Consider the following 21,313-nt stretch of genomic DNA (forward strand, 5'->3'; position numbering starts at 1 on the left):
TTTATAACGAACGGCGAATGCATTCGGCGCTAGGCTATCAATCACCCAATAAATTCGAAGCACAACTCGCTCGGCAAGCGGCTTAAATCTGGAAACCCGATTGGTCCAGCCCAAGGGGTTCAGTCCAAAAGTGAGTTAGTTTTCAGTGCAATCAACATTCTTTGGCACGGTATTCACAAAAAAAATCCCTCAATGCGATATTGAGGGATTTTAACAATTGGATGAATTTTCTACATTTTAATAGAACGGGTAAATTTTACAGATGCCGGTTTTTTTTATTTCCGGCTATCTAGATACTGCGGAAGGTTTAACGGCGGTTAGGATCGTTCGGTGCCCTGTCGACTGCGTTTGGCACACCGTCATGGTCGCGGTCGCCGCGTCCCCAGTTTCCTTGCTGGTAGTACCAGCGGCCTTCACGCTCGGTCCAGCGCGGTTCCTGATACACATAGCCGTGGCGTTCGCGTATCCATGTGCCACGTGCCCATACGTGGTGATTGCCGCGCCAGTCCCAATGTCCGGGAACCCAGATAAAACCGCGGCGCGCTTCCGGTATGGGCTCGCTGCGTGGTGGCGGAGGTGCAACCCTGACGACTATTTCTGCACTGGCAGGCATGGTCATGGCTCCCAGGGAAGCTGTCAGCATCGCTGCCAAAAGAATTTTTTTCATCATTATGATTCTCCTTATCAGGACTTTGGTATGGTATTTATACCCCTACCGATAAAGAAGATATGTGCGCTAGCTAGCATAGTGCTGAAAGAAACATTATTGCTTGCGAGGGACACTTTTCGCTGTTACGGCGGGCGCCAGCAAGACAGTCCCGGTGCATTCAGGAATGGACGTTCCATCAACATGCATCGTTTCCCACAAAGGAAAACGATGCCTGCAATCGCCGTCAGGCGGCCACGGCAACCAGCCTGCTCAGCGTATCCGTATCCTTGATCAGGCTGGCGCTATCGGACTGGTGCACGATCCTGCCGCGCTCCAGGACGATCGCCTTGCTGGTCATCGACAGCGCCAGTTTGGCATGCTGCTCCACTACGATCACCGCCAGACCTTCTTCGGTGATCAGGCGGCGTATCACCTTTGCCAGGTCTTGCACGATGATGGGAGCCAAACCCTCCATGGGCTCGTCCAGCAGCAGCAGGCTGGGATTGGTCATCAGCGCGCGCGCGATTGCCACCATCTGCTGCTCGCCGCCGGACAACTGGTTGCCCATATTGCTGCGGCGTTCCTGCAGGCGCGGGAATATGTCATAGATTTTCTTGATATTCCAGGGCCCCGGCCGCGCTACCACGCTCAGGTGCTCTTCCACCGTCAGCGATGGAAACATGAAGCGCTCCTGAGGTACCCAGCCCAGACCGGCATGGGCGCGCTGATAGCTCGCGACACGGCTGATGTCCTTGCCCTTCCATGATATTTTGCCGCCATGCAGCCGCGTGAAACCCATCAGGCTGACCAGCAGCGTCGATTTTCCAACGCCATTGCGGCCCAGCAGGGCCAGGCTGTCGCCCTGCTGCATGCTGAAGGAAACATCTTCCAACACGATGGAATCTCCATAGCCGGCAGTCACATTGTCCATCCTCAGCAGCTCAGTCATGTTCAGACTCCCCAAGATAGACTTCCTTCACGCGCGGATCGGAAGCAATTTCAGCAGGCGTTCCTTCCACCAGTACCTTGCCGCCAACCAGCACGGTAATTCTTTCGGCAAAACGGAAAACGAGGCCCATATCGTGCTCGATAAAAAGGATGGTGACGTCGCGCGGCAGCTTGGCGATAACGTCAAACAGCTCCGCGCTTTCTGCGGAAGGGATGCCGGCGGCCGGCTCGTCCAGCAACAACACCTTGGGTTTAGTGGCCAGGGCCAGCGCAATTTCCACCAGCCGCTGCTTGCCGTAAGGCAGGCTGGAAGTGATCTGGCCCGCATCCTGTTCCAGCTTCAGGCTGGCCAGCAGCGCCATCGCTTCATCGATGACAGCGTGCTGGCTGGCGACGGTAGAGGTCCAGCGGCGGCTGATGCCCTGCTGCTCGCAGATGGCCAGCACGACAGATTCCAGCACGCTGAGGCCGGCAAACAGCGTATTGATCTGGAAGGTGCGTGTCATGCCACGCTTCACTCGCTCGTGCTGCGGCAGCTTGCTGATGTTTTCCTCACCCAGGAAAACTTCACCGCTAGTGGCAGGGAAGGATCCTGTCAGCAAGTTGATGAAGGTAGTCTTGCCTGCGCCATTCGGCCCGATCAGCGCATGGCGGCTGCCTTGCTCAAAGGACAGCGAGATGTCGGTATTGGCCTTGAAGCCGCCCCACTGCTTGGACAGATTTGCGGTCCGCAATGCAATGGACTTCGCGATTGTTTTTTCACTCATGCCTGCGGCCCTCCTGTCTTGCCGACCTTGCCAGTCTTGCCAAACCGCGCGCTGACATGCAGATAGAGCTTATCCAGTCCGCCCAGCACACCGCCTCGCGCAAACAGCACGATCAGCACCAGCAACAGGCCTATCCAGAATTGCCAGTAGGCTGGGTTGATGCCGGCAATATAGTCCTGCGCCATCATGAACACCGCGGCCCCGATCAGCCCGCCGTACAGGCGGCCGCTGCCGCCCAGCACCAGCAGGATCAGCAGTTCGGCAGAACGCGGAAAACCCAGTACATCCAGCCCTACAAATTGCGTGGTCTGCGCCAGCAAGGCGCCGGCAACCCCGGCAACGCCTGCACTGACGGTAAAGATCGTGACCAGCTGACGGTTGACGTTGGCGCCTATCGCCGGCATGCGCTTGCCACCTTCCTTGATGCCGCGCAAACTTAGCCCGAAGGGCGAATGCACGAGCCGCCGCAATACGACAAACAGCACAAACAGCACGATCAGGCTGTACCAGTAGGCGGTCTGTCCGTTCAGGTCAAATTCAAAACCCAGCAGTTTCCACATCGCCATGCCGGACAAGCCGTCAACACCTCCTGTGAGGAAAGATGCCTTGTTGGCTGCTTCATACAGCATCAGGCCGACGCCTAGCGTCACCATCAGCCGCGTCAGGTCATGGCCACGCACCACGAGGAAGCTGACCAGAAAGCCGCATAGCGCCGCTACCAGCGCTGCCACCAGCAAACCGCTGACAGGTTCGCCCCAGCCGTGCACGGACAGCAGCCCCGCAGTATATGCGCCGAGCCCGAAGAAAGCGGCATGACCCAGGGATACTATGCCGGCATAGCCCAGGATCAGGTCCAGCGATACTGCCAACAGGCCGACGATCAGTATCTGGCTACCCAGGATCAGGTAGTTGGGGAAGAGGAAGAAAGATGCCACCGGGATCAGCCAGAAGATAATCTCCAGCCTGGTCCAGCGGTCATTGGGAAGTTGCGGCAGATTCTGCAGTCGGCTCATGATTTTTTCCCCATCAGGCCAGCTGGAAACAAAATCAGCAGGACGACCATCAATGCATAGATGACAAAGGCGCCAACGGAAGGTACGTAATATTTACCAGCCACATCGAAGATGCCCAAGATCAGTGCCGCCACCAGCGGCCCCTTGATGGAGCCGGCGCCGCCAACCGCGACGACCAGCAGGAAGTACACCATGTATTTGATGGGAAAAGTGGGATCCAGCCCCAGCACGTCTATACCCAGGCCGCCGCCCAGGCCCGCCAGGCCGGAACCCAGTGCAAAAGTCAGTGAAAATACGCGGCTGACATTGATGCCCAGGCCTGCGGACGCCACGCTGTTATCGACCGATGCGCGTATCTGCGCGCCAAAGCGGGTGCGCTCTATCAGATAGGCCAGCGCAGATGTGATGACGATGACGACACCGATCAGGAACAGGCGGTAAGAACCGACGTCCAGCCCCAGCAGCGATACCTGCCCGTGCAACCAGTCCGGCAAGTTTACCGGCTGCTGCGTAGGGCCCCAGATATAGGTGGCCGTGGCAACCGCCATGAAGGTCAGGCCGATGGAAAACAGCACCTGGTCCAGGTGTGACGCCTTGTACAGCCGGCGATATAGCACGCGCTCCAGCACCAGGCCCACAATAGCGCTGGCCAGGAAAGCCAGCGGCAGTGATAGCAGGAAAGGAATGCCCAGCCGGTTCATCACCACCACGCAGACATAGCCGCCAACCATCGCAAACGCGCCGTGCGCCAGGTTGATGAAGTTCATCAGCCCCATCGTGACTGACAGGCCGACGCTGATCAGGAACAGCAGTGATCCATAAGCGATGCCGTCGAATAAGACGCCTGCGAGATTGCCTAACATGATGGCAACCTTTGCGGCAGCCTAGATGAAATATCCATTTCTTGTCTCCTTGTTATATTTATGTCGCATACAAAGCCCCCTCACCTGCATTGGATGAGGTAGCCGCTGTTAGCAGGCGGAGGGCTTGTTGCAGTGAAGCTTTTTATAGACCGGGCGATTCGGTAAGCTTGGCAGCCTCGGCATCCATGGCCTTGAATATCTCTTCGGCCATGTGAAAGGCGGAATTGGCCGCAGGAACGCCGCAGTAGATACCTGTCTGCAGCAGCAGCTCCTTAATTTCATCGCGGCTGACGCCGTTGTTGGAGGCGGCGCGCAAATGCAGCTTCAGTTCTTCATTACGGTTCAGCGCCACCATCATCGCTATCGTCACCAGGCTGCGGGTATGGCGCGGCAGGCCCGGGCGTGTCCAGATTTCGCCCCACGCATAGCGGGTGATCAGCTCCTGGAATTCTTCATTGTGTTCGTTGATATTTTTTCTGGTCCGGTCCACATGCGCGTCGCCCAATACCGCGCGGCGCACTTCCATGCCCTTGTTATAGCGTTCACTTTCGTCCATGCTTAACCCTTAAAGAATTCAATGACATGCCGGTTGAATAAGTCAGTCTGTTCCCAGTTGGACAGGTGCGCCGCATCCAGCTCCACATACCGGGCGCCGGGTACGCGTTCGGCAATCAGCTTGCCGTCTTGCGGCGGCGTCGATTGATCATGCGTGCCCGCGATTACCATGACCGGCAAACTGATGCCGGCAATCTCCTCGCGCACGTCCAGGTCGCGCAAGGCGGCACAGCAGCCGGAATAGCCTATGCGGTCCGTGCTGGCCAGCATGTCGCTGACAAATTTGACGTTTTCAGGTTCTTTTTCCTGAAAGGACTTGGTGAACCAGCGGTCTATTACCATGGGCACGATGGCTTCCATGCCTTCACGCGTCACCTGGTCGATACGGGTGTTCCAGGTTTGCAGCACACCTATCTTGGCGCCGGTATTGCACAGTGCCAGTTTCAGGAAACGCTGCGGATGGTGCAGGCCCAGCCACAGGCCGGTCATGCCGCCCATCGACAGTCCGCAAAAATAAGCCTGCTGTATGCCGAGTTCATCCATCAGCGCGATGACATCGCCGCCCAGCTGTGCAAAGCTGTAGGGGGCCGGCGTCACCCAGGAGGATCCGTGGCCGCGGGTATCGTAGCGTAGCACGCGGAAGTGCTCCAGCAGGGCCGGCATCTGCGGCTGCCACATTTCCAGTGTCGTGCCCAGCGAATTGGAAATCACCAGCACCGGCGCATCCTCGCGGCCTTCCAGCTTGTAGTTGATACGTCCTGTCGTCATCATTGTCATCCTTGAATATTTTTATGGAAGATAATCGTCCGGCTTATTGATGTTATTTTTTACTAGCCCTCAGGCCTCGCGGCGGCCGCTCCAGGTTGCCAGAACCTTGTCAACAAACGCGGCGGCCTGCCCTGTGTAAAGCGCGGGATCCATCAGCCTGTCCAGTTCTTCAGCGGACAGGTGGGCCGTGACAATGGCATCCTGCGCCAGCACTTCGAGCAAGTGCTGTTGCCGGCTGCCGGCTTCACGGCAAGCTTTCTCCACCAGCTGGTGCGCCGGCATGCGGCCTATGCTGCCGCCCAGCGCCAGCGTGACAGCCTCTGCCATGATCTGACCATGGGTGGCATCCAGGTTCTGCCGCATGCGGTCGGTGTCCACTGTCAGCCCTGCCGCCACTTGTTTCATCTGCGCCAATGAGCCGGCTGTCAGCCGCATGATGTCCGGCAGCGTATCCCACTCCGCCTGCCAGCCGCCAAGGGCGCGCTCATTTTCCTGCACCATGCCGGATAGCATGGTCGACACCAGGCCGGGAACCCGCACCGCGGCCGATAGCGCAACGGCACAGCCCACCGGGTTGCGCTTGTGCGGCATCGCCGATGATCCTCCCCTGCCTGCCTGCTCCGGCTCTGCCACTTCGGCGACATCGGTCTGGCTCAGCAGCGAAATATCGCGGCCCATCTTGCCGAGTGAGCCTACCAGCAACCCCAGTACGGTCGCCACTTCTGCAACCCGGTCGCGCTGTACATGCCAGGGCATGTCAGGCAAGCCCAATTCCAGTTCTTCGGCCAGCGCCGCCGCCACGCCACCAGCCTTGTCCGCCAGGCTGGCCAATGTACCGGCAGCGCCGCCGCATTGCACAACCAGCACCTGCGCCCTCAGTGCCGACAGGCGCCCGCGGTGGCGCAGCATGGCGTCCAGCCAGCCGGCCACCTTCATGCCGAAGGTGATGGGCAAGGCATGCTGCATCCATGTACGGCCGACCATCACCGTATGTTGATGGCGCTGCGCCAGCTCTGCCAGCGCGGCATTCAGTTGCTGTAAATCCGCATCGACCAGATCCAGCGCCTGGCGCAACTGCAATACCAGCGCCGTGTCCATCACGTCCTGGCTGGTGGCGCCCCAGTGCACATATTTTGCCGCTTCCGAATTACTCTTTGCGACATTGGCTGTCAGCTGCTTGACCAGCGGAATCGCCAGGTTGCCGGCACTCGCCGCCGCATGCGCCAGCGAAGCGAAATCAATCGCCTCGACTTCGCAGGCGTCTTCTATGGCAGCCAGCGCCTGCTCGGGAATCACGCCGTTTTTGACTTCGGCCCGCGCCAGCGCCGCCTCCACATCCAGCATGCAGGCAATGCTGTTGTGATCTGAAAACACCGCCAGCATCGGTTCGGTGGAAGAGATCAGCGAGGTGAGCATGCTGCTATTTTTCATACCGGCTCGCCCTGATCCTGGTCCTGATTCATGTGCTTTACACTCTTTCTATGACGATGGCGATGCCCTGTCCCACGCCTATGCACATGGTGCACAGCGCATAGCGGCCACCACTGCGGTGCAGCTGGTACATCGCTGTCGTCACCAGGCGGGCGCCGCTCATGCCCAGAGGATGTCCCAGCGCGATTGCGCCGCCGTTCGGATTGACGCGGGCATCATCATCGCGCACACCGAGCTGGCGCAATACTGCCAGGCCCTGTGCAGCAAATGCTTCGTTCAGCTCTATCACGTCCATCTGGTCTATTGTCATGTTCAGGCGCTGCAGCAGTTTCTGTACTGCCGGCACCGGGCCTATGCCCATCACGCGCGGCGGCACGCCGGCGGTTGCCATGCCGACGATACGCGCCCTGGGAGTCAGTCCATGTTTGTTGGCCGCATCGCCGCTTGCCAGCAGCAAGGCACAGGCGCCATCGTTGACGCCGGAGGCGTTGCCGGCAGTGACTGTGCCGTCTGCACGCACGATCGGTTTCAGCTTGGCCAGCGCCTCCATCGACGTTGCCCGTGGATGTTCATCCTGGGTGACAACAATGGCATCGCCTTTTTTCTGCGCGATGCTGACCGCAGTAATTTCCTCAGCCAATGTGCCATTGGCCTGCGCTGCCGACGCCTTGTTCTGACTGGCCAGCGCAAACATATCCTGGTCGGCACGGCTGACCTGGTAATCGGTGGCGACATTTTCCGCTGTTTCCGGCATCGCATCGACGCCATATTGCGCCTTCATCAACGGATTGACGAAACGCCAGCCTATCGTCGTATCAAAGATATTCGCATTGCGCGAAAAAGCGCTATCGGCCTTGCCCATGACGAACGGCGCACGGGTCATCGACTCTACACCGCCGGCAATCATCAGGTCGGTTTCGCCGGACTTGATCGCGCGCGCGGCGATGCCTACCGCATCCATGCCGGAACCGCACAGGCGGTTGACCGTGGAACCGGGCACGTCCAGCGGCAAGCCAGCCAGCAGCAGGGACATGCGCGCAACGTTGCGATTGTCTTCACCGGCCTGGTTGGCACAGCCGAAAATCACGTCCTGCACGGCGGCCCAGTCCACATTGGGATTGCGCTGCATCAGCGCGCGCAGCGGAATGGCGCCGAGATCGTCGGCGCGTACGTCTTTCAATACTCCGCCGTAGCGGCCTATGGGGGTGCGAATCGCGTCGCAGATAAAGGCATCAATCATTTTTTCGCAATCGTTATGGTGAGTTTATTTACTTGCCGCCGAGACTTGTCTCCCTCGGCTACTGCATATTGCTATTACCTGCCGCTACCGTACATCGCCACGGCAAATCTTATTGCGGGGCGAGTCAAACCGCTTTACGCATCTTTTTTCTGAAAATCCGATATCAGCGGCACTGCCGTCATGGACTGCAGTTCATCAAATGATAAACCAGCCACCATTTCGTGCACGACCAGCCCTTCGGAAGTCACGTCCAGCACCGCCAGGTCGGTGTATATGCGGTCCACACAGCCTATGCCGGTCAGTGGATAGGTGCATTCAGGCACAACCTTGCTGTCGCCCTGCTTGGTCTGGTGCTCCATCATGACCAGCACCTTCTTCGCGCCTATCGCCAGGTCCATTGCGCCGCCTACCGCTGGAATGGCGTCCGGCGCGCCGGTATGCCAGTTGGCAAGGTCGCCGTTGGCCGATACCTGGAAAGCGCCCAGCACGCAGATATCCAGGTGGCCGCCGCGCATCATCGCAAACGAATCGCCGTGATGGAAATAGGCGCCGCCGTCCAGCAGCGTCACCGGCTGTTTGCCGGCATTGATCAGGTCTTCATCTTCCTCTCCCGCAGGCGGCGTTGGCCCCATGCCCAGCAGGCCATTTTCGCTATGCAGCAGAATTTCCCTGTCTTTGGGCAGGTAGTTGCTGACCATGGTCGGCAAACCTATGCCGAGGTTGACGTAGGCGCCTTCAGGAATATCTCGGGCGACACGGGCCGCCATCTGGTCGCGGGTTAAACGCTGGTAAGTCATTTGTTTTCTCCTGGCTGGCCGGCATTTGCCTGAACGACGCGCTGCACAAAGATACCCGGTGTGATGATAGTTTCCGGATCCAGTCCTCCCAGCTCTACGATATCACTGACTTGTGCGATCGTGCATTTGGCCGCCATTGCCATGATGGGGCCGAAATTGCGCGCGGCCTTGCGGTACACCAGATTGCCCCAGCGGTCGGCGCGCAGCGCCTTGATCAGCGCAAAATCGGCATGAATGGGAGATTCCAGCACATAGTGCTTGCCGTCTATCACTCGGGTTTCCTTGCCTTCGGCCAGTAGCGTGCCGTAGCCGGTCGGCGAGAAGAAGCCGCCTATGCCGGCGCCGGCAGCGCGTATCCGTTCCGCCAGGTTGCCCTGCGGCGTCAGCTCCAGCTCGATTTCCCCGGCGCGGTACAGTGCATCGAATACCTGCGAATCCGCCTGGCGCGGGAAAGAGCAGATAATCTTGCGCACCCTTTTGGCTTTCAGCAGTGCCGCCAGGCCGGTTTCGCCATTGCCGGCATTATTGTTGACGATGGTGAGCTCGCGCGCACCGTGCGCTATCAACGCGTCTATCAGCGCGGAAGGCATGCCTGCATTGCCGAATCCGCCTATCATGACCGTCGCACCGTCATGGATGTTCGCGACTGCCGCTTCCAGCGACTCAACTATCTTATTGATCAATTGTTGCCTCTTGGCTTTTAGGGGAGATTCATACGAAATTGTTTTTTTCGCTTGAATTTGTTCGATAATCGCACTAATGTTTGTTTATAGAACAGGTCCAGTGTATGCAAGCACGCCGGAATTCGTCAATATAGGTTTTAGCAAATGTGTGCGGTCGCCGCACAAATCATCGAAACGATATGTCTACTTCAAGCCCGTCTCCCAAATCCGTCCCGACCATTTCGGAAGAAATCGATGCGATGACGGGCGACCCGAATTTCATGTCCTCGCTGGCGCGCGGCATTGCCGTGATACGCGCCTTCAGCGACCAGCAACGCACGCTGACGATCTCGCAGATCAGCCACAAGACCGGCATTCCGCGCGCTGCGGTAAGGCGCTGCCTGCATTCGCTGAAGCAACTCGGCTATGCCGATTCGGAAGCGCACAACTTCCGGCTGACGCCCAAGGTACTGACGCTCGGCTACTCCTATCTGTCTTCAACGCCGCTGGCGGTCTCCGCGCAGCCCTGCCTGAACAACATCAGCCGCATCCTGAACGAATCCTGCTCGCTGGCGGTACTGGACAGCAATGAAGTGCTCTACGTGTCACGCTCCGCCACATCGCGCATCATGTCGGTCGCGCTCAATGTCGGCAGCCGCCTGCCGGCTTATTGTACGTCGTTGGGGAGAGTGATACTGGCGCACATGCCTGAGGATGCGCTGGCCCAGTATTTCAGCCATGTGACGCTGCGCGCCTATACCGACAGGACAGTCGTATCGCAAGCCAAGCTGATGGAGATTTTTGCGGCCATCCGCCAGAACGGCTATGTGATCATAGAAGAAGAACTGGAAATAGGCTTGCGCTCAATGGCGGTGCCGGTGCGCGGCGCATCAGGCCGTGTCACCGCCGCGCTGAACATCAGCGCGCAAGCCACCAGGATCAGCAGCAAGCGCATGCGCGAGGATTTCCTGACGGTATTGCAGAGTGGCGCGCAAGAATTGTCGGCGATGCTGCCGTAGGTTCACCACCTGCTTATTTGGCGTAGGCCTTGCGCGAACCGTCTTCAAACACCTCATCATCCCGGACCAGCTTGCCAGCCTCATCCCAGCCGCGCTCATGCTTGAGGCGGCCACGCTCGTCGTAACTGGTTTCTGCCACCAGTTTCCCTTGCTGGTTATAGGATTTGTGAGTGCCCGTCGCCTGCTGCTGGTAGCCGCCCGCGCGCAGATACGTTTCTTCACTGGCCAGCGTGCCGGAGTCGTAATAACTCTTGATGCCGACGCTGCGCTGCTTGCCGCTTGTTGTGTATTCAGACACGGTGCGCAATTGCCCGTTCAGGTAGAAGACCTTTTCCATGCGCAGATCGCCGTCTACCCACTGCTTGTCGCTGACCAGTGTGCCGCTGTCGGAAAATTCCTGCTGCCTTTCCTTGACCGGTGTTTTTCCGCCGAGTTTGGACACGATTTCCCTGCGCTTGACACCCTCTCTGGAGAAAAACTGCTCGGTGCGGCGGTCCGCCGTATTTTCTTCCAGCTGCGCAGTCTTGCCGTCATCCCCCATGGACTCAAAACGCATCCGCTTGCCGGCCTCGTAAGTACCGCGTGCGCGCAGTTCAGCTTTTTCATTGAAAAATTCCAGCCTGGACGGTGATTTGCTGAAGCCGCATAAAGTCGCATCGTTGACGACCGGCGACAGCACTGGCTTGTCCGCGCAGCGCAAGGCGCGCAGCAGCCCGCTTTCATTAAACTCCGCATAGGCTTGCTCTCTTGTGTCGTCGCCGTAAAAAGTGGCGCGCCGCAGTTTGCCGTTCTGATGAAAACTTTTTGAGATGCCGGTCTGCTGGCCATTGACGTAAATATCTTCCCGCAATACCTGTCCATTCGGCGCAAATTCACGCGCGATGCCGTCGTGGTTGCCCTTTTCGTTTTCCATATACTCAGTCGCCAGCTTGCCGTCTTTGTAGAAACGCACCAGCCCCACGAATTTGCCGTTGCGCAGCTCCTGCTCCCGCATCAACACGCCGGACTCTTTTTCCTTGCAGCGCATGATGCCTGTCTTGCCGGCAGTCGAAGAGCCGTTGTTCTGGTCTACCGGCTGCTGGTTCAACTCGCAGACCTGTATCGCCAGCGCCGCACTGGAATACAGCAGCATGCCGCCCACAGAAAAACGCAAAGACAGACGCAAGAGGGATTGTAGCAACATGGGATGTATCCTGAAGAAGTTGAAAACGCTTCCTGTGCTTGCGCTGCACATAGTCCGCACAAAAAATTCTCGTCAAATTTCGCTTACCAAAGATACAATAGTTGAACGAGCTCTGCAAACATTGATTCGGCAATCAAGGAAAACCGCAACATGATCATTCTCGAAACCGGACGCCTGCGCTTGCGCACGATGAACCTGGACGATGCACAGTTCTACCTGGACCTGACCAATGACCCCGCGTGGATCAAGAACATCGGGGACAAAGGCCTGAAAACCATTGAAGCCGCGCGCGAGTCGCTGCAGAACGGTCCAATCGCGATGCAGCAAAAGCTGGGGTTCAGCCTGTATGTCGTAGAACAGAGAGTGGATAGCGCACCCACGGGCCTGTGCGGACTGATCAAACGCGATTCTCTCGAAGATGTCGATATCGGCTATGCTTTTTTACCGCAATTCCGCGGCCAGGGTTATGCACGGGAAGCCGCCGCTGCCGTGCTGCAATACGGCAGGGAACGCTTTGCTTTTAAGAAGCTGGCCGCCATCACTTCTCCAGCCAACCATGCTTCTTCGAGGCTGCTCGAAGAATTGGGGTTTACACTGGAAAAGCTGACGGTGCTAAAAGGAGAGACCAGGGAAACCAGGCTGTACGGCTATCACTACCCGGCGGCCACTTAGACAATGCACACTCAACAGAGAGGAATGATCATGAAATCCGCCCTCATCGTCATCGATGTTCAACGGGGCCTGTTTGATGCCGAGCCAAGGCCGGCGGATGCGGACGCAGTGATCTCCCGCATCAACTCGCTGACTGCCAGGGCGCGCGCGGCTGACGTACCGGTCATCTTCGTCCATCACGAAACTGCAGGCGGGGAACTGCAATACGGCACGCCCGGCTGGGATCTGGAGCGGCACTTGCAGGCAGCCCCCACCGACCACCACATCCGCAAAACCACGCCAGATTCTTTCCTGAAGACAGACCTGGAGGAATTGCTGCAATCGATGAATGTAGAAGAACTGGTGCTATGCGGCTATGCGACCGAATTCTGCGTCGACACCACGACACGCCGTTCCGCCGCGCTGGGTTTTCCTGTGACCATCGCCGCCGACGCGCATACCACGCACGACAAGACGCATGCCACGGCCGCACAGATACGCGCCCACCATAATGCCACGCTGGCGGATATCGGAAGTTTCGGGCCGGTGATATCCGCGGTCAATGCCGCGGATATCCGGTTCGGCCCCTAGTGGCTGTATAACGAGGGCTGGCTAGGGATAACCTATAGGAAGCGGTCCAATATCTTGCGGCTGTGCTTGTCGATGTCAAACATGTCGCGGATCAGGTAATGGATGCCGTGATTGTCCGAGATCAGCAAGGATGCACGGCCGCCTATGCGGCGTATGTCTTCATCGCCTTTCAGCACGAATTCGGTATCGCCCCTATCGGTTTTCACATGCCAGGTGCATGGCGTGGCAAAACTGCTCACGCTGACGATCTGCGAGATTTCCGGCATGAACTCGCGCCCGCTCAGTTCTTCGTCCAGCAACAGGCGGTTGGTTTCCGGCAAATCGGACAGGCGGTCTATCCATGCCACCTCTTTGCCATCAGTCAGCACCATGGAGATGCCATCCTGCGGCGCCTGTATCGGGAAGGCACGTACCGGGCTGACGTTTTCATGAACCTGGCCGTCTTCCGTCGTCAGCACCAGGTGGCCGAATGCATTGCGGCTCAGTTGAAAGTTGCTAGTCGCCATTCTTATTCTCCGTCCGCCATTTCTACATCCACATTGCGCGCCTGCGCTTCATACAGGCGGAAATAGGCGCCCTCACGCGCCATCAGGTCGTCGTGGCTGCCCTCTTCTACCACCACCCCACGGTCCAGCACGACCAGGCGGTCTGCCTTGTGCAGCGTGGACAGGCGATGCGCAATCGCAATCGTGGTGCGGCCCTTGACCAGGTTGTCCAGCGCCTTCTGGATTTCTTTCTCGGTTTCGGAATCCACCGATGATGTCGCCTCATCCAGGATCAGGATGCGCGGATTGATCAGCAAGGCGCGCGCAATCGAAATGCGCTGGCGCTCGCCGCCGGACAAACCCTGGCCGCGTTCGCCGACCATGGAGTCATAGCCTTGCGGCAGGCGCAAAATGAACTCATGCGCATGCGCGGCACGGGCTGCGGCAATGATCTCTTCCCGTGTGGCATCCGGCTTGCCGTAGGCCAGGTTCTCTGCAATCGTGCCGAAGAACAGGAAAGGTTCCTGCAGTACCAGGCCGATGTTGCGGCGGTAATCCGCCACCGGGAACGAGCGTATATCCACGCCGTCCAGCATGATGGCGCCTTCGGAGACATCGTAGAAGCGGCAAATCAGGTTGACCAGCGTGCTCTTGCCCGAGCCGCTATGGCCGACCAGGCCTACCATCTCGCCCGGCTTGATCGACAGCGTGATGCCGCGATTGACTGCGCGGTTGCCATAGCGGAAACCAACTTCGCGCAAATCTATCTGCCCCTTGACTTCCTTCAGGTGCACAGGCTGCGCCGGATCGGGAACGCTGGACACGTGGTCCAGGATATCGAAAATCCGTTTTGCGGCGGAAGCCGATTTCTGCGTAACCGACACAATGCGGCTCATCGAATCCAGCCGGCCGTAGAAGCGCGTGCTGTAGGCAATGAACAGCGTCAGCGTACCTACGGTGATTTCACCCTTGGACACCGAAAAGATGCCGAAGCCCCAGACCACCAGCAGGCCCAGTTCCGTCAGGAAGGAAATGGTAGGAGAAAACAGCGACCATACCTTGTTCAGTTTGTCGTTGACCGCGAGGTTGTGCTTGTTCGCTTCACGGAAGCGGGTTGCCTCGCGCTTTTCCTGCGCAAAGGCCTTAACGACCCGAATGCCTGGAATCGTGTCGGCCAGCACATTGGTAACCTCGCCCCAGACCCGGTCTATCTTTTCAAAGCCGGTACGCAGCTTGTCGCGCACGATATGGATCATCCATGCGATGAAAGGCAATGGCGCCAGCGTAATCAGCGCCAGCCAGGGATTGGTGTTGAACAGTATGACACTGGTCATGATGATGGTCAGCACATCGGAAGCAAAGTCCAGCAAGTGCAGCGACAAAAAGACGCAGATACGGTCGCTCTCGCTGCCTATGCGTGACATCAGATCGCCGGTACGCTTGCCGCCGAAATATTCCAGCGACAGCTTCAGTAAATGCTCATAGGTAGCAGTGCGCAGGTCGGCGCCGATGCGCTCGGATACCAGCGCCAGCACATAAGTCTTGGCCCAGCCCAGCACCCAGGCCAGGAAAGCTGCGCCCACCAGCCCTGCCAGATACATGGGCACCAGCTGGGGATCAACCGGTTTTCCGCTCTGGTAAGGAATCAGCACATTGTCCATCAGCGGCATCGTAATGTAGGACGGGATCATGTGCGCGGCCGTACTCAGCAGCATCAGCACGAAACCGGTCAGCAGTTGCCACTGGTAGGGCTTGGCAAAACGCCACAGCCGGAACAGCGTCCATGTGGAAGGCGGAGTGTAGATGACCTTGGTGCAGACCGGGCATTCTTCCTGGTCCGGCTCCAGTACGGCCTTGCAACTGGGGCACACATTCTGCTCCACCGGCTGCACCGGCCTGCCTGTCAAGCGGCTTTGCAGTTGCTCTTTGAACTGGTCCAGCAAACGGATCACCAGCAAATTCTGGCCCAGCGTGAAACGCCAGCTGGCCAGCCGGCCTTTGTCATTCATCAACTCCAGGTGGCCAACGCCTGCATGGTCATGATGTTTAAGCTGCAAGCCGCCGGTGGCGGCATACGCCCAGTCTTTCCATTCCGTCTCGCCGGGCGCCTTGCTCAACAGGCGCTGGTCGGTGACAACGATCAGGCCTTTGACGAAATGCAATTTGATGTCCAGGTCAACCTCTACCGCACTTAAAACGTTTTCCTGTGCGGCAAGTTGTTTTTCCAGGTCCAAACGCCAGCGTTCGGGAAGCAAGTTGAGAGGATGGTCGGGACTTATTTGAGTAGTTGTCATTATTAAACGGGCTTATGCCCGATGTCTGGCCCGGGTAGGGACTGAGATAGTGAAAAATTAAGGGATCCGGCGGCTCTTGACCGTTCCGTATCGCTAACGACCGGCGGGCGAGTCTCGTTGACATGGCACTACAGCAGCAATTTACGGTATTCTATCGAAAGAAAGTAATCAGACCTCAGCCTGACCGGGACGATAAATTGGGTTTGCGCTAAAAGCGCAAGTATACAGTAAGAGTTTCGGGACGTCCTTGTTTCCGCCAAGAAAATTGGCCTGCATTGCCCCTGAAATTCATCTGCGAAGATTTTTTCACCGCAATTGCTGCCGTAGCTTGGGCAAAACGCCGGCAATCAGGCAATCTGCGGGTTTGCATACTGAAAGAAGCTTCTAAAGATTTAAGGGATAGTCGTTTATCAACTATTCTGTTATCAAGAAAATAAATACATGACGACGAAGAAGAAAGACATCGAATTTCTCCGTGTAACACATTTGCGCGGACCGAATATCTGGACCTACCGCCCGGTGATTGAGGCGTGGCTGGATATAGGCGAGCTGGAAGAATTTCCCTCCAATACCCTTCCCGGCCTGTATGAACGGCTGATCGCATGGCTGCCGGGTCTCATAGAGCACCGCTGCGGCGTCGGCGAACGCGGCGGCTTCCTGGAACGCCTGCGCGAAGGCACCTGGTCCGGCCATGTGCTGGAACATGTTGTACTCGAATTGCAAAACCTGTCCGGCATGCGCACCGGCTTCGGCAAAACCCGCTCCACCAGCGAACGCGGCATCTACAAGATGGCCTTCCGCACGCGCCAGGAGCAGGTAGGCCGTGCAGCGCTGAATGTTGGCCGCGACCTGTTGATGGCCGCCATCAACGACACGCCGTTTGACCTCGACGCCAAAGTCGCGACATTGCGCGACATGGTGGACTCGCTTTGTCTGGGCCCCAGCACCGCGCATATCGTCGATGCCGCTACGGAGAGGCGCATCCCATCCATCCGCCTGACGGACGGCAATCTGGTGCAACTGGGCCACGGCGCCAGCCAGCGCCGCATCTGGACCGCAGAAACCGACCGCACCAGCGCGATTGCCGAAAGCATCGCCAGCGACAAAGACTTGACCAAATCCCTGCTGCAATCCTGCGGCGTGCCTGTGCCGGAAGGCAGCCTGGTGCGCAGTGCCGAAGAAGCATGGGAAGAAGCGCAGGACATCGGCCTGCCGGTCGTTGTCAAACCCTATGACGGCAATCATGGCCGCGGCGTATCGCTGAACCTGATGACGCAGGCCGATGTGGAAGCTGCGTACCACCTAGCCAGCCGCAAGGGTGACAGCAAGAGCGTGCTGGTGGAACGCTACATCACCGGCAACGAACACCGTATCCTCGTGGTCGGCAAGAATGTGATCGCTGCCGCCAAGGGCGAAGCGCTGTGGGTCACCGGCGACGGCACTTCCAATATCATTGAACTGGTGGACAGCCAGATCAATACCGACCCGCGCCGCGGCACCGGCGAAGATTCGCCGCTGAATGCGCTGGCGCCGGAAAAAGGCGCAGAAATTATCCTGGAACTGGAAAGGCAGAACCTGACGGCGTACTCCATCCCGGTCGCCGGACAGAAAGTGCTGATTCAGCCGAACGGCAACGTTGCCATTGACGTCACCGATGATATCCATCCCAGCATTGCCTATGCAGCAGCACTCGCAGCGCGCGTGGTCGGTCTGGACATTGCCGGCATCGACCTGGTGGCGGAAGACATTTCGCGTCCGCTGGAAGAGCAGCGCGGCGCCATCATAGAAGTCAACGCCAGCCCCGGCCTGCTCGCGCACCTGAAGCCGGCCGAAGGCAAACCCCGCCCGATAGGCACTGCCATCATCAACCACCTGTTCGCAGATGAAGAAAGCGGCCGCATTCCGGTAGTCGGCGTAACCGGTACGCACGGCACCAGCCTGATTTCCCGCCTAGTTGCCGCAATGCTGCAAATCACCGGCAAGCATGTCGGCGTGGCTTGCGGCCAGGGCCTGTACCTGGATGGCCGCCAGGTCGTCAAGGGCAATTCCATCGACTGGGACGCGGGACAAAGGCTGTTGCTGAACCGCTCCGTACAGGCGGCGGTATTTGAAAGCAATGCCCGCATGATACTGGCCGAGGGCCTGCCTTACGACAAGTGTACTGTGGGCGTGGTCACGGATATGGACGGCCATGAAGACCTGGCCGAGTTTTATATCCACGAAGGCGACCAGATGTTCAACGTCGTACGCACGCAGGTGGACGTGATCCTGCCGCACGGCGCAGCCGTGCTGAACGCCGCCGACGCGCGCGTGGTAGAACTGGCGGAACTGTGCGACGGCAAGGTCATTTTCTACGGCCAGGACCCGGAACTGGAAGCCATCGTCAGGCATCGCGCCGCCGGCGAACGTGTCGTCTTTTTGCGCGATAGCAGCATCGTGCTGGCAAGCGGCACGGAAGAAACCGCGCTGCTGCCGTTATCTTCGCTGAAGCCGGCCAAGGCAGCACAGCCGGAAAGTGTCATCGCAGCGGTAGCCGCAGCCTGGGCGCTGGACGTTACACCAGAACTGATAGGCGCAGGTCTCCGGACTTTCGACTCCAATCCGAAGAAAACGGATTACTGATATTTTTACTCAACAAACTGAAGGGTGTGGCTTTTGCCGTTGACCGGCAGGAGCCTTCCGTAAACAGTGTTAGCAACCAGGTTTTAAAAAGCAGCATCGCCGCGCATCATGGATCATCAAAATGCGACGGCACCAGCGGCTTTTGACAGCATCGATATAGAGGATCAAGTTTTATGGAAGTATCACGCATACGGGCACTGCGAGGCCCCAACCTTTGGAGCCATCATACCGCCGTCGAGGCCATCGTCACCTGCAGCAATGCGGAACTTTCGGTGGGCGACCTGCCCGGTTTTGAGGTCCGCCTGCGTGCCCGCTTCCCCGAGATTAGTCCCCTGCAGCCCACAGGCCACAACGACGCGATCCCCTTGGCGCATGTACTGGAACTGACGACCCTTGGCCTGCAGGCGCAGGCTGGCTGCCCCGTCACGTTCAGCCGCACCACGCAAACACTGGAACCCGGCATTTTCCAGGTTGTGGTCGAATATACCGAAGAATCGGTAGGCCGCCTGGCGCTGGAACTGGCGGAAGCCCTGTGCCGCGCCGCATTGGAAGACAAACCCTTCGACCTCGCAGGTGCGCTGGCACAACTGCGTGACCTGGACGAAGACGTGCGTCTAGGGCCCAGCACAGGCTCCATCGTGCAAGCAGCGGTGGATCGCAATATCCCCTACCGCCGCCTGACCGAAGGCAGCCTTGTGGTATTCGGCTGGGGCAGCAAACAGCGCAAGATACAGGCAGCGGAAATGGACGGCACCAGCGCCATTGCCGAAGCCATCGCACAGGACAAGGAACTGACGAAGAAGCTGCTGCATGCCGCCGGCGTGCCGGTGCCGCTGGGCCGCTCCGTCACCGATGTGGATGACGCCTGGGCAGCCGCCTGCGAAATCGGCCTGCCGGTCGCAGTCAAGCCCAAGGACGGCAACCAGGGCAAGGGCGTGACGGTCAACGTCACCACCCGCGAACAACTGAACGCCGCCTATGCGGCAGCGATAGAGTTCCGCGACGACATCCTGGTGGAACGCTATCTGCCGGGTAATGATTTCCGCCTGCTGGTGATCGGCAACAAGCTGGTCGCCGCCGCGCGCCGCGATCCGCCGCAAGTGGTCGGTGACGGCGTGCATTCGGTGCGCGAACTGGTGGAACAGGTCAACAAGGATCCGCGCCGCGGCAGCGGCCACGCAACCTCGCTGACCAAGATACGCTTTGACGATATCGCATTGGGCAGCCTGGCAAAACAGGGCTACGTGGCCGACTCCATTGCGCCGAAAGGCCAGCGCGTCATTCTGCGCAACAACGCCAACCTGTCCACCGGCGGCTCCGCCACCGACGTGACCGATGACGTGCATCCGGCTGTGGCGGCACGCGCCGTGGCTGCGGCACAAATGGTCGGTCTGGATATCTGCGGTGTGGATCTGGTCGCCGACAGCGTGCTGAAGCCTATCGAAGACCAGAACGGTGGCATCGTCGAAGTCAATGCGGCACCTGGTCTGCGCATGCACCTGTCCCCATCCTACGGCAAGGGCCGCCCGGTCGGCGAAGCGATTGTTTCCGCGATGTTTGAAGACGGTGAAGACGGCCGCATTCCCATCGTTGCTGTCACCGGCACCAATGGCAAAACCACCACCGTGCGCCTGATTGCGCATTTGCTGACAGCCAGCGGCCTGCGCACCGGCATGACCAATACCGACGGCGTCTACATAGAAGGCCGCCAGATCGACTCCGGCGATTGCAGCGGCCCGCGCAGCGCCAGGAACGTGCTGCTGCATCCCGACGTCGATGCCGCCGTATTTGAAACTGCGCGCGGCGGCGTATTGCGTGAAGGCCTGGCCTTCGACCGCTGCCAGGTTGCGGTAGTCACCAACATAGGCTCCGGCGATCACCTGGGCCTGAACTACATCACTACCGTGGAAGACCTCGCAGTACTGAAACGCGTGATCGTGCAAAACGTTGCCGACAGCGGCGTTGCTGTGCTGAATGCCGCCGACCCCATCGTTGTCGGCATGGCTGCCAATTGCCGTGGCTCCGTCACCTTCTTCGCCGCCGATATACAGCTCCCTGAAATGGCTGCGCACCGGGCCCGCGGCCATCGCGTGGTCTACGTCGAGGGTGGAAACCTGGTCGCGGCCCAAGGCAAGGCCAGGCATATCGTCCCGCTGGCGGACATCCCGATTACCCGTAACGGCAGCATAGGCTTCCAGGTAGAAAACGTGATGGCGTCAGTAGCCGCCGCCTGGGGCGTGGGCATAGAATGGGATGCCATTCGTGCCGGCCTGAGGTCGTTTGCCAATGAAAGCGACAATGCACCGGGCCGCTTCAATGTATTTAATTACCGCGGCGCCACGCTGATTGCCGACTATGGCCACAATCCGGACGCCATCCTGGCGCTGGTGCGCGCGGTAGAAAGCATGCCGGGCAAACACCGCTCCGTGGTCATCAGCGGCGCCGGTGATCGTCGCGACCAGGACATCCGCCAGCAGACGGAAATTCTCGGCGATGCGTTTGACGATGTAGTGCTGTACCAGGATCAATGCCAGCGCGGCCGCGCCGATGGCGAAGTAGTCGCGCTGCTGAGGCAAGGTCTTGCCAATGCGCGCCGCACCAAGCTGGTGGATGAGATCAACGGCGAATTCATCGCGATTGATACCGCGATGGACAGACTGTCGGAAGGCGACCTGTGCCTGATCCTGATCGACCAAGTGGAAGAATCGCTGGCGCACATTGCCAAACGGATTGCGGAAGCGCAGCCCGCCTCTGCCTGAGTGGCGACAGCATCAC

At 58.7% G+C, this 21,313-nt stretch carries 19 protein-coding genes; 5 read left to right on the plus strand and 14 right to left on the minus strand.

Translation table 11 applies throughout. The annotated features are described in order from the left end of the window. Nucleotides 1–307: 307 nt before the first annotated feature. The 11 genes from ACO0LO_RS20970 to ACO0LO_RS21020 form a co-directional block, all read right to left on the minus strand. Nucleotides 308–670: a YXWGXW repeat-containing protein gene (locus tag ACO0LO_RS20970; RefSeq protein ID WP_422967048.1), complete on the minus strand. Its 363-nt coding sequence runs from the start codon at nucleotides 668–670 to the stop codon at nucleotides 308–310. A 223-nt stretch (nucleotides 671–893) separates the two neighbouring features. After that, on the minus strand, nucleotides 894–1,598 hold the full coding sequence (locus tag ACO0LO_RS20975) for an ABC transporter ATP-binding protein (protein ID WP_422967050.1): 705 nt from the start codon (nucleotides 1,596–1,598) through the stop codon (nucleotides 894–896). Continuing rightward, a complete protein-coding gene (locus ACO0LO_RS20980; RefSeq protein WP_422967052.1) occupies nucleotides 1,591–2,364 on the minus strand; it encodes an ABC transporter ATP-binding protein in 774 nt (257 codons plus the stop codon). The genes ACO0LO_RS20975 and ACO0LO_RS20980 overlap by 8 nt, the downstream gene beginning before the upstream one ends. Continuing rightward, nucleotides 2,361–3,377, minus strand: coding sequence for a branched-chain amino acid ABC transporter permease (locus ACO0LO_RS20985; protein ID WP_422967054.1), 1,017 nt, complete (start codon nucleotides 3,375–3,377; stop codon nucleotides 2,361–2,363). The genes ACO0LO_RS20980 and ACO0LO_RS20985 overlap by 4 nt, the downstream gene beginning before the upstream one ends. Then, nucleotides 3,374–4,240: a branched-chain amino acid ABC transporter permease gene (locus ACO0LO_RS20990; RefSeq protein WP_422967056.1), complete on the minus strand. Its 867-nt coding sequence runs from the start codon at nucleotides 4,238–4,240 to the stop codon at nucleotides 3,374–3,376. The genes ACO0LO_RS20985 and ACO0LO_RS20990 overlap by 4 nt, the downstream gene beginning before the upstream one ends. A 142-nt stretch (nucleotides 4,241–4,382) precedes the next feature. Next, on the minus strand, nucleotides 4,383–4,796 hold the full coding sequence (pcaC, locus tag ACO0LO_RS20995; protein ID WP_422967057.1) for a 4-carboxymuconolactone decarboxylase: 414 nt from the start codon (nucleotides 4,794–4,796) through the stop codon (nucleotides 4,383–4,385). A 2-nt stretch (nucleotides 4,797–4,798) separates the two neighbouring features. Beyond that, nucleotides 4,799–5,566: a 3-oxoadipate enol-lactonase gene (pcaD, locus tag ACO0LO_RS21000; protein ID WP_422967059.1), complete on the minus strand. Its 768-nt coding sequence runs from the start codon at nucleotides 5,564–5,566 to the stop codon at nucleotides 4,799–4,801. A 66-nt stretch (nucleotides 5,567–5,632) separates the two neighbouring features. Next, entirely contained in the window at nucleotides 5,633–6,994 is a 1,362-nt protein-coding gene (locus ACO0LO_RS21005; RefSeq protein ID WP_422967061.1) for a 3-carboxy-cis,cis-muconate cycloisomerase, read from the minus strand. A gap of 37 nt (nucleotides 6,995–7,031) precedes the next feature. Beyond that, nucleotides 7,032–8,234, minus strand: coding sequence for a 3-oxoadipyl-CoA thiolase (gene pcaF, locus ACO0LO_RS21010; RefSeq protein ID WP_422967063.1), 1,203 nt, complete (start codon nucleotides 8,232–8,234; stop codon nucleotides 7,032–7,034). A 134-nt stretch (nucleotides 8,235–8,368) separates the two neighbouring features. Further along, nucleotides 8,369–9,031, minus strand: a complete 663-nt coding sequence (locus ACO0LO_RS21015) for a CoA transferase subunit B (protein ID WP_422967065.1) — start codon at nucleotides 9,029–9,031, stop codon at nucleotides 8,369–8,371. Then, entirely contained in the window at nucleotides 9,028–9,714 is a 687-nt protein-coding gene (locus ACO0LO_RS21020) for a 3-oxoacid CoA-transferase subunit A (RefSeq protein ID WP_422967067.1), read from the minus strand. The genes ACO0LO_RS21015 and ACO0LO_RS21020 overlap by 4 nt, the downstream gene beginning before the upstream one ends. Before the next feature lie 179 nt (nucleotides 9,715–9,893). Here ACO0LO_RS21020 and ACO0LO_RS21025 point away from each other — a divergent pair, with 179 nt between their 5' ends. Next, a complete protein-coding gene (locus ACO0LO_RS21025; RefSeq protein ID WP_422967068.1) occupies nucleotides 9,894–10,712 on the plus strand; it encodes an IclR family transcriptional regulator domain-containing protein in 819 nt (272 codons plus the stop codon). 13 nt (nucleotides 10,713–10,725) lie between these two features. Here the strand turns inward: ACO0LO_RS21025 and ACO0LO_RS21030 are convergent, their stop codons facing one another. Beyond that, complete coding sequence (locus ACO0LO_RS21030) at nucleotides 10,726–11,895, minus strand: toxin-antitoxin system YwqK family antitoxin (protein WP_422967070.1); 1,170 nt, start codon at nucleotides 11,893–11,895, stop codon at nucleotides 10,726–10,728. 150 nt (nucleotides 11,896–12,045) lie between these two features. Between ACO0LO_RS21030 and ACO0LO_RS21035 the strand changes: the two genes are divergently transcribed. Together ACO0LO_RS21035 and ACO0LO_RS21040 are read left to right on the plus strand one after the other, a co-directional pair. Next, nucleotides 12,046–12,567, plus strand: coding sequence for a GNAT family N-acetyltransferase (locus tag ACO0LO_RS21035; protein WP_422967072.1), 522 nt, complete (start codon nucleotides 12,046–12,048; stop codon nucleotides 12,565–12,567). A 30-nt stretch (nucleotides 12,568–12,597) separates the two neighbouring features. After that, a complete protein-coding gene (locus ACO0LO_RS21040; RefSeq protein WP_422967074.1) occupies nucleotides 12,598–13,137 on the plus strand; it encodes a cysteine hydrolase family protein in 540 nt (179 codons plus the stop codon). Between the two features lie 32 nt (nucleotides 13,138–13,169). Here ACO0LO_RS21040 and ACO0LO_RS21045 read toward each other — a convergent pair whose 3' ends face one another. Both ACO0LO_RS21045 and ACO0LO_RS21050 read right to left on the minus strand, forming a co-directional pair. Further along, complete coding sequence (locus ACO0LO_RS21045; protein ID WP_422967076.1) at nucleotides 13,170–13,643, minus strand: DUF1854 domain-containing protein; 474 nt, start codon at nucleotides 13,641–13,643, stop codon at nucleotides 13,170–13,172. A 2-nt stretch (nucleotides 13,644–13,645) separates the two neighbouring features. Continuing rightward, nucleotides 13,646–15,916 (minus strand): ABC transporter transmembrane domain-containing protein, encoded by a 2,271-nt coding sequence (locus ACO0LO_RS21050; RefSeq protein WP_422967078.1) that lies wholly within the window; start codon nucleotides 15,914–15,916, stop codon nucleotides 13,646–13,648. Nucleotides 15,917–16,357: 441 nt separating this feature from the next. Between ACO0LO_RS21050 and cphA (ACO0LO_RS21055) the strand changes: the two genes are divergently transcribed. Next, nucleotides 16,358–18,538 carry a cyanophycin synthetase gene (gene cphA, locus ACO0LO_RS21055; protein WP_422967079.1) on the plus strand — a complete coding sequence of 727 codons (2,181 nt, stop codon included), beginning with the start codon at nucleotides 16,358–16,360 and terminating at the stop codon, nucleotides 18,536–18,538. Nucleotides 18,539–18,711: 173 nt separating this feature from the next. After that, on the plus strand, nucleotides 18,712–21,297 hold the full coding sequence (cphA, locus tag ACO0LO_RS21060) for a cyanophycin synthetase (protein ID WP_422967081.1): 2,586 nt from the start codon (nucleotides 18,712–18,714) through the stop codon (nucleotides 21,295–21,297). Nucleotides 21,298–21,313: the final 16 nt, after the last annotated feature.

Source organism: Undibacterium sp. TJN25, from assembly GCF_049339885.1.
GTDB lineage: Bacteria > Pseudomonadota > Gammaproteobacteria > Burkholderiales > Burkholderiaceae_D > Undibacterium.